The organism is Demequina aestuarii, assembly GCF_000975095.1.
In the GTDB taxonomy this organism is placed as follows: Bacteria; Actinomycetota; Actinomycetes; order Actinomycetales; family Demequinaceae; genus Demequina; species Demequina aestuarii.
On sequence record NZ_BBRD01000001.1, the window covers coordinates 1058962 to 1075460 of the forward strand.

At 69.5% G+C, this 16499-nt stretch carries 14 protein-coding genes; 8 read left to right on the plus strand and 6 right to left on the minus strand.

Features of this window, described 5'->3' with window-relative positions:
* Positions 1-120: 120 nt before the first annotated feature.
* On the plus strand, positions 121-1041 hold the full coding sequence (locus tag AOP72_RS05030) for an LCP family protein (protein WP_238581610.1): 921 nt from the start codon (positions 121-123) through the stop codon (positions 1039-1041).
* A gap of 18 nt (positions 1042-1059) precedes the next feature.
* On the opposite strand, the gene AOP72_RS05035 is transcribed toward AOP72_RS05030, so the two are convergent.
* A complete protein-coding gene (locus tag AOP72_RS05035) occupies positions 1060-1947 on the minus strand; it encodes an oxygenase MpaB family protein (RefSeq protein WP_062133268.1) in 888 nt (295 codons plus the stop codon).
* A 292-nt stretch (positions 1948-2239) separates the two neighbouring features.
* Between AOP72_RS05035 and AOP72_RS05040 the strand changes: the two genes are divergently transcribed.
* Entirely contained in the window at positions 2240-3652 is a 1413-nt protein-coding gene (locus tag AOP72_RS05040) for an O-antigen ligase family protein (RefSeq protein WP_193746358.1), read from the plus strand.
* Positions 3653-3716: 64 nt separating this feature from the next.
* A complete protein-coding gene (locus tag AOP72_RS05045) occupies positions 3717-4715 on the plus strand; it encodes a GmrSD restriction endonuclease domain-containing protein (protein ID WP_193746359.1) in 999 nt (332 codons plus the stop codon).
* Positions 4716-4783: 68 nt separating this feature from the next.
* Here the strand turns inward: AOP72_RS05045 and ppgK are convergent, their stop codons facing one another.
* On the minus strand, positions 4784-5602 hold the full coding sequence (gene ppgK / locus AOP72_RS05050; protein WP_062133274.1) for a polyphosphate--glucose phosphotransferase: 819 nt from the start codon (positions 5600-5602) through the stop codon (positions 4784-4786).
* A complete protein-coding gene (gene map, locus AOP72_RS05055) occupies positions 5599-6480 on the minus strand; it encodes a type I methionyl aminopeptidase (protein ID WP_084631300.1) in 882 nt (293 codons plus the stop codon). Before map ends, ppgK begins: the two co-directional genes overlap by 4 nt.
* A 31-nt stretch (positions 6481-6511) precedes the next feature.
* On the opposite strand from map, the gene AOP72_RS05060 reads away from it, so the two are divergent.
* Complete coding sequence (locus AOP72_RS05060) at positions 6512-6712, plus strand: hypothetical protein (protein ID WP_062136877.1); 201 nt, start codon at positions 6512-6514, stop codon at positions 6710-6712.
* Positions 6713-6723: 11 nt separating this feature from the next.
* On the opposite strand, the gene panB is transcribed toward AOP72_RS05060, so the two are convergent.
* Together panB and AOP72_RS05070 are read right to left on the minus strand one after the other, a co-directional pair.
* Positions 6724-7518, minus strand: coding sequence for a 3-methyl-2-oxobutanoate hydroxymethyltransferase (gene panB / locus AOP72_RS05065; RefSeq protein WP_062133279.1), 795 nt, complete (start codon positions 7516-7518; stop codon positions 6724-6726).
* A gap of 41 nt (positions 7519-7559) precedes the next feature.
* Complete coding sequence (locus AOP72_RS05070; protein ID WP_062133281.1) at positions 7560-9206, minus strand: NAD+ synthase; 1647 nt, start codon at positions 9204-9206, stop codon at positions 7560-7562.
* 74 nt (positions 9207-9280) lie between these two features.
* Here AOP72_RS05070 and AOP72_RS05075 point away from each other — a divergent pair, with 74 nt between their 5' ends.
* From AOP72_RS05075 to AOP72_RS05090, 4 genes are read left to right on the plus strand one after another with little or no spacing between them, the layout of a single operon-like run.
* Positions 9281-10615, plus strand: a complete 1335-nt coding sequence (locus tag AOP72_RS05075; RefSeq protein WP_062133284.1) for a glutamine synthetase family protein — start codon at positions 9281-9283, stop codon at positions 10613-10615.
* A 10-nt stretch (positions 10616-10625) separates the two neighbouring features.
* Positions 10626-13622 (plus strand): bifunctional [glutamine synthetase] adenylyltransferase/[glutamine synthetase]-adenylyl-L-tyrosine phosphorylase, encoded by a 2997-nt coding sequence (locus AOP72_RS05080; protein WP_062133286.1) that lies wholly within the window; start codon positions 10626-10628, stop codon positions 13620-13622.
* Entirely contained in the window at positions 13619-14494 is an 876-nt protein-coding gene (locus tag AOP72_RS05085; RefSeq protein ID WP_152650254.1) for a hypothetical protein, read from the plus strand. The genes AOP72_RS05080 and AOP72_RS05085 overlap by 4 nt, the downstream gene beginning before the upstream one ends.
* A gap of 29 nt (positions 14495-14523) precedes the next feature.
* Positions 14524-15486, plus strand: coding sequence for a hypothetical protein (locus tag AOP72_RS05090; protein ID WP_062133291.1), 963 nt, complete (start codon positions 14524-14526; stop codon positions 15484-15486).
* Here AOP72_RS05090 and AOP72_RS05095 read toward each other — a convergent pair.
* Positions 15429-16478: a LacI family DNA-binding transcriptional regulator gene (locus tag AOP72_RS05095; RefSeq protein ID WP_062133294.1), complete on the minus strand. Its 1050-nt coding sequence runs from the start codon at positions 16476-16478 to the stop codon at positions 15429-15431. The two genes, AOP72_RS05090 and AOP72_RS05095, sit on opposite strands and share 58 nt — an antisense overlap.
* Between the last annotated feature and the right edge of the window lie 21 nt (positions 16479-16499).

The following is a 16499-nucleotide window of genomic DNA, read 5'->3' on the forward strand; positions in this document are numbered from 1 at the left end:
GGGCAGGCGGGGCGACCCGTCCCACCGCGAACCGGTGGCAGTCCTGTCCAGACCCGCACGCCCGCATCGGCTGCGGTGGACCCGCCGCGCCGCCCGAGCGTGCGCCGCAGGCGTCACCGCGTGCGCAACACTCTGATCGTGTTGCTCGTGCTGCTGTTGGTCGCGGCGGTCATCCTGTATGCGTGGGTGGACTCGCGCATCCAGACGGTCGATGCGCTCAGCGGGGCGGCGGACACCCCGGGCAGCACGTATCTGATCGTGGGTTCCGACTCTCGCGAAGGATGGCGGGCCTCCGACACGACGCCGGGCCAGCGCACCGACACGATCATGGTGCTTCACCGTCCCGAGAGCGGGCCGACGGCGCTCATCAGCATTCCGCGGGACTCCTACGTCGAGATCCCCGGCAACGGCAGCAACAAGATCAACGCGGCCTTCGCCTTCGGCGGACCGCCGCTGCTCGTGGACACGGTCGAGGACCTGACGGGCTTGACCGTCGACCACTACCTCGAGGTCGGCTTCACCGGCGTCGAGGGGCTCGTCAACGCCATCGGCGGCGTGGAGCTCTGCTACGACGAGGACGTGTCCGACAAGAACAGCAAGCTCGAGTGGAAGGCGGGCTGCCACATCGCAGACGGCAGCACCGCCCTCGCGTTCGCCCGCATGCGCTACAGCGACCCGCTCGGGGACATCGGCCGAGCCCAGCGTCAACAGCAGGTGGTGAGCGCTGTCGCGGACAACGTGCTCAGCCCCGCGACCGTGCTCAACCCCTTCACCGCCATCCCCGTGGCGAGCGCGGGTCTTGATGCGTTCCGCGTGTCGGAGGAGACGGGCCCGTTCGACCTCGCGGGCTTCGCGCTCGCATTCAACTCCGGGCGCGGGGGACAGGCCGTCACCGGCACGCCGCCCATCGCGAGCATGGGGCACAGCGTCGACGGCGTGGGTTCCACCGTGCTGCTCGACCCGGATCGCATCGACCAGTTCTGGATCGACATCGCCGACGGCGCCTACGAACCTGGCAACGAGGTGGGCGGGGTCGAGTAGGTCCGGCCGATGCGCGGTTCAGGCGGCGGAGCTGTCCCGCAGGTGAGCGCGCGACTCCGCTGAGCCCAGACCCCAGCGCACGGCCCGGGTGGCGACCGCGCCGCCGACGGGACCCAGGATTCGCGACGTCCAGCGATCGATGCCGAGTTCGCTGCGCGCCCACCCGGGCAGCAGCGCGACCGCGCCAGCCGCGAGCGGCGCGTAGCCGAGCCGCAGCGCTCGGGGCAACGGCGGCTCGCGCAAGAGGAACTGAGCGGTGTCGAGCGCCTCGCGCGAGGCTGCGAGCTCGGGGCGGTAGTCCGCAAAGGCGTCGGCCAGTTCGGACCTCGTCTGCGGGACGTGCTCGGCGCCGAGTGCGGTGGCGACACGGCCGGACTGCTGAAGGTATTCGTCTGCCTCGCCCGGGCCGAGCGGACGCTCCCCGTAGCGCTCGTAGGCCGCGAGGAACGAATCGGCCTCGGCGATGTGCACCCACGTCAGCAGACGAGGGTCGCTCGCGCGATACGCACGGCCATCCTCGGTCTTGCCGCGCACCCGCTCATGCACGGCGCGGATGCGGTCCACCATATCTTGCGCGTCGTCAGCCGTGCCGAACGTGGTGAACGCAAGGAACGTCGAGGTGCGCGCGAGTCGGCCCCACGGATCTCCGCGGTAGCCGGAGTGTCCCGCCACGCCGGCCATCGCGAGCGGGTGGAGCGACTGCAGCAGGAGTGCCCGCAGCCCGCCCACGAAGGTGGACGCGTCGCCGTGCACCCGCCGGATGGGTGCCCCGGCGGGGAACCAGCGTGGTCCCGGCGTCTCGTGGATGCGCGCGCGAGCCTCGTAGCCGTGGGGGCCTGCGATCCGCGTGAAGAGCGCGTGGCCCATGCGGGCCTGGGCGCTGGCGAGAGGTCCTGAGGAGGTCATGTCAGCCACAACGCTCGCACGGGGCCGAGCGTTACCGGGGACGTCATCCCGAGCTGTGGCGCGTCGCAGGCGTCGCCGCCCTCCCTTGTGTCCGCTCCGCCTCCTCGTCCGTGAGCGCGCGCTGTGGACGTACTGCAGGCCGCTAGAATCGGAGCCCACACGATGCACGCGCTGCCTGGCCCGATGGCACGAGAACCACCGCCTCCTTGCGGTGCCCGCGGCTCGGCGCATCCGCCCGAGCGGAAGTGCCACGACGAGGGGAGCCTGCGGTTCGATGGTCACGAGCACACTCATGACGACCCGTTCCGCGGTGTCCCGCGCTCTCGCCACCGAGGGCGCGCGCTCTGCGGTCACCATCTGGACCGTCGTGCTGCTGATCTCCGGTCAGGGCTTTCGCTACCTGCTCGGCCTGCCGATCTACGGGGCGCTCTGCGTCGCCACCGTCGCCGCAGTCTTCCTGGTCTTCAGGCCCACGCTTCGCACTCTGCGGCCGCCCGCGCTGATCGGCGCCTTCGTGGGCCTCGCGGCTCTCAGCATCGTGTGGTCGGCGACGCGGGCCATCACTGTGGTCGCCGTGATCGCGCTCGTCGCCACCACTGCCATCGCGATGATCACTGCTCGCGGTGCGAGCAACATTGACTTCATGCTGCGCCTGTATCGCGGCCTGCAGGTGAGCCTCTTCCTGGGCATTCTGTTCGAGCTCGTGGTGGCCTTCATCATCCGCTCGGCGGTGCCGCCCCTCGTGAGCGATCTCGAGTCGCTTGCCGAGACGCGTGGCGGTGACCCACGCCAGTCGAACTGGTCGGAGAACCTGCTGCTCGAGGGTGGGCCCGTGCAGGGGTTCGTGGGCAACCGGAACCCGTTTGGGGGGATCGCGCTTCTCGTCGCGGTGGTCGCGTGCGTGCTGCTTCTCGATCGCGGCATCAGCCGGCTCGACGGCTGGGTGACGCTGGGGGCCGCGGCGGCGGTCCACGCCGTGACGATGTCGGCGACGGTGACGGCCTCGGTGGCCGTCCTCGGCGCTCTCACCGTTGGCGCATACGTGCTTCGCCGACTGCGACCGCGAGCCAAGCGAGTGCTGTCGTTCACGATCATCGCGTGCAGCGCGATCGGCGCGGTCATGACGTTGAAGTATCGCGAGGCCATCTTCGAGTTGTTGGAGCGTGGTTCCGACTTCACGCACCGCACCGAGATCTGGTACGAAGTCATCAACTTCGCCATGCAGCGACCAGACGGGTGGGGCTACGTGGGCTACTGGCCCATCTGGCAGTACCCCTACTCGGAGATCGGCACCGGCCTTGAATGGGTCAGGCCCACGCACGCCCACAATGCGTTCCTTGACGCTTGGCTGCAGCTCGGGCTGATCGGTGTGGTGCTGCTGGTGGGCATCGTCGTGCTGCTGTTCGGGAGCGCCTGGCGCCTGGTCGAGCGTGCCGACCGGGGCGACACGCATCTGCCGCTGGGATGGGCGCTGCTGACGGTGGCGCTCGTGATGCAGGCGCTCACGGAGTCGCGCCTGCTGGTCGAAGGGGGCTGGTTCCTGCTCGTTGCGCTGTACTGCATCGGGCCCCCCGTCTTCACGCTGACCATCGTGGACCCCGAACTGGTGCACTACGGGACTCGCATGCGGAAGGCCGACGAGGCTCGTGTGGCGCGGCGCATCGACGCCGCCGAGGAACGCCACGGCCGCACCGCGCGGGACTGACGGCGCCGCCGCCCGCCCGGAGTGGCGTCGGCGCGACGTGTCGCGGCGTCGGTAGGGTCGCCGGGTGGTGAGTGACGAGCACGTGAATCGCGCGCGGAGCCGTGCGCAGTGGGGCGTCCTGTCCCTGATCGCAGCGGTGGCTCTGGTGGCGTGCGCACCTGCCTCCGCCCCCGAGGTTCGCACGCACGGTGACGGGTCCTCGCCGACGCCCACCGTCGTCAGCCCTGCCGGACCGGCCGGTGAGAGTGCTGCACCCACGGCGAGCGCCGACGCCGCCGACACCGCCGGAACGGCGAGCGCCGCCGCCCTCGACCTCACCGTCAAGGGCCGCGCACCCGCGACCGGCTACGACCGCGGCCAGTTCGGTGACGGCTGGGTCGACGTCGACCGAAACGGCTGTGATACCAGGAACGACATGCTGCGCTTGCGGCTGACCGATCGTGTCATGTCGGGCGAGTGCGTGGTGCTCGAAGGCTCGCTGGCGGACCCGTTCACCGGCCGTACGCTGCGGTTCGTCCGGGGCGGCGAGAGCGAGGTCGACGTCGACCACCTGGTGGCGCTGTCCGACGCGTGGCAGAAGGGGGCCGCCACGTGGGAGTTCGCCAAGCGTGTGGCGTTCGCCAACGATCCGCTGAACCTCGAGCCCGTGGACGCGGGCGCCAATCGTGCCAAGGGCGATGGCGACGCAGCCACCTGGCTGCCGCCGCAGAAGGACTATCGCTGCGAGTACGCGGCACGTCAGATCGCGGTGAAGGCGAAGTACGGCGTGTGGGTCACGGAGGCGGAGCTGGATGCGCTCCTGCGTGTGCTCGACGGCTGCCCCGGGCAGGGTCTTCCGCGCCCCGGGGGCCAGCCGGTGATCGCCGACAACATCGGCCGGGCCCCCGACGCGGCGACGACGCCCGAGGCGGAACCGGAGATGGCGGGTGGCGACGCTGCCGATCCCGACATGGGCACCTGCAAGGCCGCAGTCGCCGCGGGGTACGGCCCGTACCGTCAAGGCGAGGATCCTGAGTACGCGTACTACCGTGACGCGGACGGCGACGGCCAGGTCTGCGAATAGCCGATGCGGGCGTGCCTGCTCTCTGACCGGCGTCAGATTCGATGGCTATGGCCGCCTGCGGGGTTCGCTCACTTCTTCTTGGAAGCGGCCTTCTTCGCCTTCTTCTCTTCGTCCTTGCGGCGTTTGTCGTCGCGGTGGTGCAGGTTCGCGGCCCAGGCTGCGGCACCCACGATGCCGGCGCCATTGCGCAGCTCGGCGGGGATGATCGGCGCCCGCAGGCGGAGGTGGGGGAGGTACATGTGGTGGGACTTCGAGACCCCGCCGCCGACGATGATGAGGTCGGGCCAGAGCAGCTTCTCCATCTCGGAGTAGAACCGCTGCAGGTTCTTGGTCCAGTCCTCCCACTCGAGACCCAGGCGGTCTCGGGCCGAGTCCGCGGCGAAGTCCTCGGCCTCCTGCCCGCCGATCTCGACGTGGCCGAACTCGGTGTTGGGCACCAGCTGGCCGTCGACGATCAGCGCGGTGCCGATGCCGGTTCCCAGGGTCGTCATCAGGATCACGCCGTCGCGGCCGTGGGCGGCGCCGTGGCGGTACTCCCCGTACCCGGCCGCGTCCGCGTCGTTCAGCACGTAGACGTCGTGCCCCGCGTAGTCGCGGATGATGTCGCGCATGTTGGTGCCGATCCACGCGTCGTCGACGTTGGCGGCGGTCTTGACGACGCCGTCCTGGATCACGCCAGGGAAGGCGACGCCGATGGGGGTCTTCTTGGACGGCGAGAACTTGGAGATGCACTTCGCGACGGTCCGTGCGACGGCATCGGGTGTGGAGGGATCCGGGGTGGGTATCCGGTAGCGCTCTTCGGTGAACTCCCCAGTTCGCAGGTCGACGGGGGCGGCCTTGATGCCGGTGCCGCCGATGTCGACGCCCAGCGCGATGTGTTTGCTCATGGCAGTGTCAGGACCTCCGGGCCATCCTCGGTGATGACGATCGTGTGTTCGAACTGGGCCACCCACGAGCCGTCGTCGGTCACGACGGTCCAGCCGTCGTCCCACTCGTGGCTCTCTTCCGAGCCCAGGCACAGCATGGGCTCCACCGTGAAGACCATGCCTGGCGCGATCACATCCGCGTGCAGGGGCGCGGCGTCATAGTGCGGGATCACCAGGCCCGTGTGAAAGGCGGGCCCGACCCCGTGACCGGTGTAGTTGCGGACGGACTCGAAGCCGTGCCGCGTCGCATACTTCTCGATCACGCGCCCGATCACGTTGACCTCTCGGCCCGGCTGTGCGGCCTTGATGCCTCGCATCATCGCCTCGTGCGTGACCTCGACGAGCTGACGTGCGGCGTCGGAGCCCTCGCCCGCGATGAACGAGCCGCAGTTGTCGCCGTGGACGCCGTCCAGATACGCGGTGATGTCGATCTTCACGATGTCGCCCTCGTGCACCACAGTCGAGTCGGGGATGCCGTGGCAGATGACCTCGTTGACGGAGGTGCACAGCGCCTTGGGGAACGGCGGCCGGGCGGCAGAGCCCGGGTAGCCGAGCGTCGAGGGATACGCGCCGTGGTCGAGCACGAACTCATGGCCGATGCGGTCGAGCTCGTCGGTGGTCACCCCGGGCACGATGTGGCGCCCCACCTCCGCCAGGGCCTGAGCCGCGATCCGTGCGGAGACGCGGATGCGCTCGATCGTCTCCGCGTCGTGGATGTCGCCGCCCTGCCATCGTGCGGCGCGCGTGCGGCCCACATACTCAGGGCGGGAGATGGACGCGGGGACGTGGCGCCACGGGGACACGACACCCTTCGTGATGCTCTCGCGGACGGGGCTCATACCTGGCAGTCTATTCACGGAGGCGATGCGCATGTCACCGGACAAGCCTGACGAGGTGGAGTACTTCTTCAACACCCGTACGCGGATGGTCGAGAAGGGCAGGGTCAGCTCGTGGGAGCACCTGATGGGCCCGTACGCGACCCGGGATGAGGCCGAGCGGGCCCTCGCGAAGGCCCAGGCGCGCGCGGAGGCGTGGGACGAGGCCGACGACGAGTGGCAGGGGAAGGACTAGCGACGGCCGCTCTACTCGTCGAAGGTGTGGTCGGCTGACGGGAACGAGCCGGCCTTGACCTCGCGAATGTAGCCGGCGGCGCCTTCCCTCATGACGGCGCCCACGGCGGCGAACTGCTTCGAGAAGGACGGGTGCCAGTCGCCCACTCCAAGCGCGTCGAGCCACACGAGCACCTGACCGTCGGTCGCCGAGCCCGCACCGATGCCGATCGTGGGGATGTCCAACGCCGCCGTGACCTTCTCCGCGACGGGGGCGATCACCATCTCCAGCACGATGGCGAACGCTCCGGCCTCCTGCAAGGCGAGCGCGTCGGCCAGCAGTGCGTCGTACCCGCCGTCGCCCCTGCCCTGGATGCGTCGACCGCCCAGTGCGTTCTCCGACTGGGGCGTGAAGCCCAGGTGGCCGCAGAAGGGGATGCCCGCATCGGTCACCGCCCTGACCTGGCGCGCGATCCGACGGCCGCCCTCGAACTTGATCGCCTGCGCGCCTGAGAGCTTCATCATCCGGATCGAGGACTCGACTGCCTGCTCCGGGGAGACCTCGTAGGTGCCGAAGGGGAGGTCGGCGACGACGAACGCGTTCGCGGCCCCCTTCGCCACAGCCCGCGCGAACGGGATCATCTCGTCCAGCGTCAGGGGCACAGTCGAGTCGTAGCCCAGGATGTTGTCGCCCAGCGAGTCGCCGACGAGCAGCATGTCCACGCCTGCATCATCGAAGGCCCGCGCGGTGGGGTAGTCGTACGCGGTGAGCATGGTGATCTTCTCGCCGCGTGACTTCATCTCCTTGAAATGGTGGATGCGCTTCATGGCTCCACTCTAGGACGAGCCCCCGGCTCGGTGGGCCCGCGCTACTCGGCGCGCTCGCGCCAGCGGCTGGTGATGGGCAGGCGTCGGTCTCGGCCGAAGGCCAGCGCGGTGACCTTGGGACCGGGGGGATACTGACGCCGCTTCCACTCGGCACGGTCCACGAGCGACAGCACCGTGTCCACCACCTCCTCGTCGAATCCTCGCGCCAGGAGCTCGGCGCGGCCCTCGGCATGCTCGACGTATGCGTCGAGCACCTCGTCGAGCACGTCGTAGGGGGGGAGCGAGTCCTGGTCCGTCTGGCCGGGGCGCAGCTCGGCGCTGGGCGCCTTCTCGATCGAGTTGACCGGGATGGGGGGAGTCTCGCCCTCTGCCTCGGCTCGCGCATTGCGCCATCGGGCCAGGTCCCACACCCGAGACTTGTCCACGTCCTTGAGCGGTGCGAATCCGCCGATGCTGCCCGCGTCGTAGATCGTCGCGTAGCCGGTGGCGAGCTCCGACTTGTTGCCGGGCGCGATGACGAGGTGACCTTCTCGGTTCGAGATCGCCATGAGGATGACGCCGCGCACGCGGGCCTGGAGGTTCTCCTCGGCCACTCCCTCCAGCGCGAGCTGGTCCTGGAAGGCGTCGACCATGGTCGCGATGGGCTGGACGCGGTAGTCCGCGCCGAGCCTCTTGGCGAGGTCCGCAGCGTCGTCCTTGGAGTGCTCCGAGGAGAACGTGGACGGCATGGAGACTCCCACCACATTCCCGCCGCCGATCGCGTCCGCGGCGATCGCGGCGGTCAGGGCGGAGTCGATGCCGCCCGAGATTCCGAGAACGACGGACGAGAAGCCGTTCTTGGTCACGTAGTCGCGCAACCCCGCCACGCAGGCGCGGTACACCTGCTCGTCGTCGCTCGTCGCAGGGGAGAGCGCCGATGCGCGGGCGGGCTCGGCGCGATCGCCCAGGTCCCACGTCAGCAGGGCGTCAGCGAAGCCCGGCGCTGAGGCGAGCATCGTGCCGTCCGCGCCCACCACGAAGCTGTGTCCGTCGAAGACCAGATCGTCCTGCCCGCCCCACAGGTTCACATATGCCACCGGGGCGCCGAGTTCCCGTGCACGTCGCTGGGCGAGCTCGGTGCGCACGTGTCCCTTGCCCTCCTCGAACGGAGACCCGTTGAGGACGGCGAGCAGGTCGATCCCCGCGGCGTCCATCTGCTCCACCGGACCGCCGTCGGCCCAGATGTCCTCGCAGATCACGACGCCGATGCGCCGCCCGCCGACCTCGACCACGCATCGGTCCTCGCCGGCGGCGAAGATGCGCCGCTCGTCGAATACGCCGTAGTTGGGGAGGTGGTGCTTGTTGTAGCGCGCGGTGACCTCGCCGCCGGTCATCACCACAGCCTGGTTGAAGGGTCGGCCGGATGTGGCCACCCCCAGGGTGCCCAGCACCACGGTGAGACCCCCGCATCCTTCGGAGGCGAGCTGTGACGCGATCCGCTGCACCGCGCGCTCGGCAGCACGCTGGAAGCTCTCCCGCAGGGCGAGGTCCTCGATGGGGTACCCCGTGACCGTCATCTCGGGGAGGACCACGAGGTGCGCGCCGCGGTCGTGGGCGGCCCGGCAGGCGTCGAGGATAAGTGCGGTGTTACCAGCGATATCCCCCACGCAGGTGTTGATCTGGGCGAGCGCGATGCGAAGGTCCGGCATGCGGTCAGCGTAGTCGGCGCGGTGTCAGCGGGTCACGTGACACGAAGGACACATAGTTGAGGCAGGATGGGCACATGGACAAGCAGCAGGAATACGTGCTCCGCAGTGTGGAGGAGCGAGACATCCGGTTCATCCGCCTGTGGTTCACCGACGTGCTCGGGATCCTCAAGTCGGTGGCGATCGCCCCGGCCGAGCTGGAGAACGCGTTCAGCGAGGGCATCGGCTTCGACGGCTCCGCCATCGAGGGGCTGACCCGTGTCTCCGAATCGGACATGCTCGCCAAGCCCGACCCGTCGAGCTTCCAGATCCTGCCGTGGCGAGGCTCGAGCCACGGCGTGGCGCGCATGTTCTGCGACATCGCGACGCCCGATGACGAGCCCGCCCTGTCCGACCCGCGCCAGGTTCTCAAGCGCAACCTCGACCGTGCGTCCGAACTGGGATTCACCTTCTACACGCACCCCGAGATCGAGTTCTACCTGTTCGAGAAGCCGGAGCCGGGCATGCTGCCCAAGCCGGTGGACCAGGCCGGATACTTCGACAACGTGCCGCGCGGCACCGCGCACAACTTCCGCCGCGAGGCGATCACCATGCTCGAGTCGATGGGCATCTCCGTCGAGTTCTCTCACCACGAGGCCGGACCTGGCCAGAACGAGATCGACCTGCGCTATGCCGATGCGCTGACGATGGCCGACAACATCATGACCTTCCGCGCGGTCATCAAGGAGGTCGCGCTCGAGCAGGGCGTCTTCGCGTCGTTCATGCCCAAGCCGCTCGTCAACGGGCCCGGCTCCGGCATGCACACGCACATGAGCCTGTTCGAGGGTGACCGCAACGCGTTCTACGAGGCCGGGGCGGATCACCAGCTGTCACCCGTCGCTCGTCAGTTCATCGCGGGACTGCTCAAGTACGCACCTGAGATCAGCGCCATCACCAACCAGTACGTGAACTCGTACAAGCGGCTCTGGGGCGGCGCGGAAGCGCCGTCGTACGTGGCGTGGGGATCGAACAATCGCTCCGCACTCGTGCGGGTGCCGGTCCACAAGCCGGGCAAGGGCCAGTCCACTCGCATCGAGTACCGCGCGCTCGATTCCGCGGCGAACCCGTACCTGGCGTTCTCCGTGCTGCTCTCGGCGGGCCTCAAGGGCATCGAAGAGGAGCTCGAACTCCCTGAAGGTGCCGAGGACGACGTGTGGGAGCTGTCTCCCGCTGAGCGCAAGGCCATGGGCTACCAGGCGCTGCCGGCGTCGCTGTCCCAGGCGATCGACCTGATGGAAGGGTCGGAACTGGTGGCAGAGGCGCTCGGCGAGCGCGTGTTCGACTTCGTGCTGCGCAACAAGCGTGCGGAGTGGGAGGCGTACCGCGCCCAGGTCACGCCGTACGAGCTCGAGCAGTACCTGCCCGTCCTCTAGCGACGCTCTCGTGAGCACCCGCGAGATCTCGTTCGCCACGCGTCTGCGTCGCGCGGGCGTCGCCGATGCGACGCGCGCCGAGCGGATGATCGACCAGATCCGCGAGATCGCCGGCGTCGACATCGACGACCCGGCGTTGGCGGTCTCGTACCTCGCCGATCCCGACACCGGACTGCTCCAGCTGCTTCGGCTCGCGGAGTCGGCCAGGGACGCGGGCCTCGTCGACGAGCTCGCGTCGCTGGCCGAGAGCCGCGCCGGGGGATACCTCGCGGTTCTCCTTGGCGGTTCGGTCGCCCTGGGTGACTTCCTGGTGCGCCACCCGGAGTTCATCCGCGACTTCTCGCAGTGGCCGCAGGACCAGTCGTTCGCTGAGGTGGACGCACGACGAGTGATGCTCGAGTCCGTCGGCGCCGACCCTGATGAGGCCGTTCCCGTCGCGACCATCGGGGGTGGCGATGGCGTGGCGGCGATGCGAGTCGCGTATCGCCGGCTGCTGCTGCGCATCGCGGCCGAGGACCTGTACGCCAAGTCCCCGCCGTCCCTCTTCCCCGAGGTGGGCGCGGCTCTCGCGGACCTCGCGGGCGCCGCTCTGGAGGCCGGACTGGCGATCGCTCGCGCAGGCGAGCCCGATCATGCAGCCACGCGACTGACGATCATCGGCATGGGCAAGTGCGGCGGCCGCGAACTCAACTACATCTCGGACGTCGACGTCATCTACGTGGCGGAGCCGGCCGAGGGCATCGACGAGCAGCGATCGTTGAAGGTCGCCACCAAGCTGGCGACGGTGGCATCCCGAGCCTGCGACAGGGCTGGCGCCGAGCCAGCGCTGTGGGAGGTCGACGCGAACCTGCGGCCCGAGGGCAAGGACGGTGCGCTGGTGCGGGGGGTGGCCGGGCACCGGGCCTACTACGAGCGCTGGGCGAGCACGTGGGAGTTCCAGGCGCTGCTGAAGGCGCGGCCCATCGCCGGCGACGCCGAGGTGGGCCAGTTGTACCTGGACGCGGTGACTCCCATGGTGTGGAAGGCCGTCGAGCGTGAGGGATTCGTCCAGAGCGCCCAGGCGATGCGCCGTCGGGTCGAGGACCACGTGCCGGCCCAGGAGGCCGACCGTCAGCTCAAGCTCGGCCCCGGCGGGCTGCGCGACGTCGAGTTCACGATTCAACTGCTGCAGTTGGTGCACGGCCGCCATGACACGACCCTGCGGTCCCGCACCACGCTCACAGCGCTGGAGGCGCTGCGCAAGGGCGGCTACGTCGGCAGACCCGATGCGGCCAAGATGGAGCGCTCCTACCGGCAGTTGCGCGTGTGGGAGCACCGCATTCAGCTGAGACGCATGCAGCGTACGCACCTCATGCCAGCCGACGAGGACTCTCTGCGCATCCTTGCGCGGGCGTCCGGCTACGCCACGGTCGAGTACATGGAGGAGGTGTGGCACGACATCCGGCGTGACGTGCGAGCGATGCACCTCGAGATGTTCTACCGCCCCATTCTGCCGCTGGTCGCCAGCATGTCCGCCGACGAGGCGCGGCTCGACGAAGGTGCCGCGCGCGACCGCCTTGCTGCGGTCGGGTTCGACGATCCTCAGGCGGCGCTCCGTCACATCACCGCGCTCACCGACGGCGTGTCACGCCGCGCCGCGATCCAGCGTCAGCTCATGCCCGCGATGATCGGTTGGTTCGCTCAAGGCGCGGATCCCGACGCCGGACTGCTGGCCTTCCGCAAGCTGTCCGAACAACTGACGGACGCGCAGTGGTACCTGAAGCTGTTGCGAGACTCCGGCACCGCTGCAGAGCGACTGGCACGGCTCCTGTCGACATCACGCTACGTGACGGCCGCGCTGCTGCTGTCCGCGGAGTCCGTCACCTGGTTGGGTGACGATGCCGAACTGAAGCCGCGCGACCGCGACCGGATGTGGCGCGAGGCCGACGCGATCCTGAAGCGCTCCGACGACCCCGAACAATCGGTGACGGCGATGCGGGGTCTGCGACGCCGGGAGCTGGCGCGCACGGCTGCAGCCGACGTGCTCGGCCTCGTCGACTCCGTCGAGGCGGCACGCTCCGTCACCGCTGCCGCCGACGTGCTGATCAGCGGCGCGCTGCGGATCGCACGCAGTGTGGTGGCCAAGGAGGAGGGCGACGGGGCGCTCCGCCTGCCCATGATGGTCGTGGCGATGGGACGCTACGGCGGCAACGAGATGGGGTACAAGTCGGACGCGGATGTGCAGTTCGTGTTCGATTCAACTGAGCCGGGTGCGCAGGAGCTCGCGGTGAAGATCGCACGTACGATCCAGCGGATCCTGACGCAGGTGGGGTCGCAGCCGCCGCTGGAGATCGATGCCGCGTTGCGCCCGGAAGGGCGCAACGGACCGCTCGCACGGTCGCTGACCTCGACCGCCGAGTACTACGGCCGCTGGTCCGACCCGTGGGAAGCGCAGGCGCTGCTGCGCGCGCGACCCTGCGCTGGCGACATCGAGCTGATCGACGCGTTCACGGCAGTGATCGACAAGGTGCGCTATCCCACCGAGCTCCCCGCATCGGCGCTCAAGCAGATGCGCACGCTCAAGGCGCGTATGGAGGCGGAGCGGCTCCCGCGGGGCGTGGACCCGAGGCGCCATCTCAAGCTTGGGCCCGGTGGCCTCGCGGATGTCGAATGGACCGTGCAGCTGCTCCAGCTTCAGCACGCACACGCGCATCCCGAGCTGCGCACCACGATGACGATCGATGCGCTGCACGCCGCCTCGGAGGCCGGCCTGATCGCGATCGACGATGCCGCCACTCTCGAGGAGGCCTGGGTGCTTGCGACATCGCTGCGGGGAGCCCTTGCGCTGCGCGGACGGGACCGCAGCGCCGATGTGCTGCCTGGCGACGCGCGTGACCTCAAGGTTCTCGCGGAGATCATGAACGTGGACGACACCGGGGCGGAGCTTCAGGATCGGTACGGGCGCGCGACTCGGCACGCGCGCGCCGTCACCGAACGAGTGTTCTTCGGATGGGACAGTGGGGCATGAGCGCTCTCCGCACGCTGATCTCCGCGATCTGCATCGTCGCCGGTGCACTCCTGATCGCGTGGTGGGCCATCGCCTCCGTGATCATCGACCAGATCGAGGACGGCGAGGCGGTGCGCGGCATCACCGAGCGGGCGCTCGAGTCGCCCGCCGTGACGGCGGCCCTGTCGGCGGAGCTGTCCGCGCGTACTCAGGAGGCGCTGGCGGCGCAGGGGGTCGACGTCGGTGGGATCGGTCTCGATCACGAGCTCGATGCGGCGATCGCCAGGGCCGTCGGCACCGAGGCATTCCGCGCCACGGTGCTGGATCAGGTCGAGGAGGCGCACGGCCAGGTCACCGATCAGCTCACGGACTCGCTGCGGACGCCCGCCCCGCTGACCGTCTCGGTAGACCTCTCCGACGCGGTGAACGCCAGAGTCGACGAACTCGGAGGAGCGGCGGCCGGCGTGGCAGACGTGACCGTGCCGCCCGTCACGATCGAGGCGCTCGACACGGCGCAGTTCGAGCAGGCGCGCACCGCCTACGAGCGGACCTCCTGGGCGCAGCAGTGGGGGTTGTGGTCGGGGCTTGCGCTGCTGGTGTTCGGGCTGCTGATGTCGCACCGTCGCCAGTGGTTCCTCGCCAAGGTGCTGACGGTGCTGGGCCTGCTGTGCGTGGCCTTCGGCGGCGTGGTCGCACTGCTGGGTCCCGACACCATCACGACATTCATGCCCGGAGGCGTGGACGGCTCACTGTCGACGATGTGGCGAGAGGTCCTCACTGACGAGGCGACGCCGATCGTGGTCGAGCGGTCACTGTGGATCGGCGGAATCGCCCTGGTGGCCGCGCTCGTCGCGACGCTCCTGGGCGCCGCGCTCGGCGGGCGCCGGCGCTAGCCCCGACCATGGGCCGCACGGGAGGGGCGATGTCATACGGAAGGTCGATCGTCGCGGTGCTCCTGGTGGTGGTCGGCGCGCTGCTCAGTGCCGTGTGGGCCATCAGCGCGACCGCAGTGCGCAGCATCGAGGACGGGACAGCGGGGGATGCCCTCGTCGCGAGCGTGCTCGACTCGCCGCAGTCCGCAGACGTGGTCGCGGACCAGGTCATCGACGCCCTCGAAGACGCCCTCGACACTCCTGTGGGCCGCACCGCACTCGCGTGGGGCGAGCAGCAGGTGAGGGACGCCGTGACGACCGTGGTGGCGTCCGATGCGGTGTCGGAGATCATCCGTGAGCGTGGATCGAGAGCCAAAGACCGACTGCTCCGTGACCTGACCGACCCCGACCGGGAGCCGGGGGCGTTCGTGCTCCGCGTCAATCTCTCCGAGCGCATCAACGCCATGCTCGCAGAGGTCCCCGTGATCGGTGCGCTCCTGCCGGAGATTCAGCTTCCGGCTCTCTCCGTCGAGGTGATCTCCGCCGAGGCCTTCGAGGACCTGCGGGGCCTGTTCGCGGTCATGAAGGCGCTCTCGACGTGGGGGCTGTGGTGCGCTGTCGTGAGCCTGGCCGCAGGGATCGCCGTCTCCCGTCGATGGCTCGTCTTCGGAGCGAGGGCGCTGGCGAGCGTCGGGGCCTTCGCCATCGCACTGTCGCTGCTGCTGGGGGCCATGGGACCGAGTGCCCTCGCAGGACTGATGCCCGGTGGTCGTGACGGGGGAGCTGGAGTGCTCGTCGAGGACCTTCTCGCCGGCGTGGCTCTGGGCCCCCTCACGCACACGCTGATGGTGCTGGGGATAATCGCCGCCGCGGGCGCCGTGATCTGGTGGGGCGCGGTGCGAGGTTTCCGGGTGGGACGAGACGACGGCGGCGGCGATGGCTCGCCGTCGGCGGGTCAGCCTCGGGACGAACCCGGCGCCGGTCCCGTCGACTTGCGCACCACGAGTTCATAGGGGAGCGCCTCGTTGCCTGGCTCCGGTCTGTCGCCGTCGAGCTGGTGAAGCAGGATCTCGACCGCGTGCCGTCCCTGCACCTCCGGGAACTGATCCACGGTCGTGAGGCCGAAGAACTCTGAGAGGTCGTGGCCGTCGATGCCGATGATCGACAGGTCCTCCGGCACCGAGCGCCCCAGGTCCCTGGCCGCGAGCATCGCGCCGATCGCCATCTCATCGGAGGCCGCGAAGATCGCGGTGGGGTGGACTCGTGGGTCACCGAGCAGCTGGAGAGTCGCGTCGTAGCCTCCGGCGATCGTGAAGTCCGCCGTGCGCAGCATCAGCGGATCCGAGGTGATGCCTGAGTGGGCAAGCGCCTCCTCCCACCCCGCGCGCCGATGCGCGGGCAGGTGGAAGTCGATCTCGAAGTCCTGATCGCCCGCGAGGTGGGCGATCTCGCGGTGTCCGAGCGCGAGGAGGTGGTCGACCGCGAGCCGGGCGACCTCGTGGTCGTCGAGGCTGAGCGTCTGGATGCCTGGCAGCGGGCCACCGATTCCCACCACGGGCTTCTTGATGGCGGTCAGGCTGTCCAGCTCGGCCCGGGTGAGCTCGAGACTCACCGCGATCAGCGCGTCCACCCGGCCGCGGCGCAGGAACTCGTCGAAGAGCCGGCGGCGCCGTGGGTTCTCCTCGACGGGACGATCCTGTCCCACGTTCGGATCGAGGTGGTACAGCGTGAGGTCGTAACCGGCGTCCGCGAGCGACCGCTGAATGCCCTTGAGCACCGCGATGAAGAACCAGCTGTCGATGAACGGCACGACCACGCCGACGTTGCGGGTCCTGCCCGATGCGAGGCTCGAGGCGTTGGCCGACACGACGTACCCGAGTTCGCGGGCGGCGTCCTCCACCCGCGAACGGGTGGCAGGCGAGACCGACGACTTCCCGGCGAGCGCACGCGACACGGTCGCGGTCGACACGCCCGCGAGGTCCGCGACCTTCTGGATCTTCGTCACTGGCCCTCCTTGGCCCTGCGA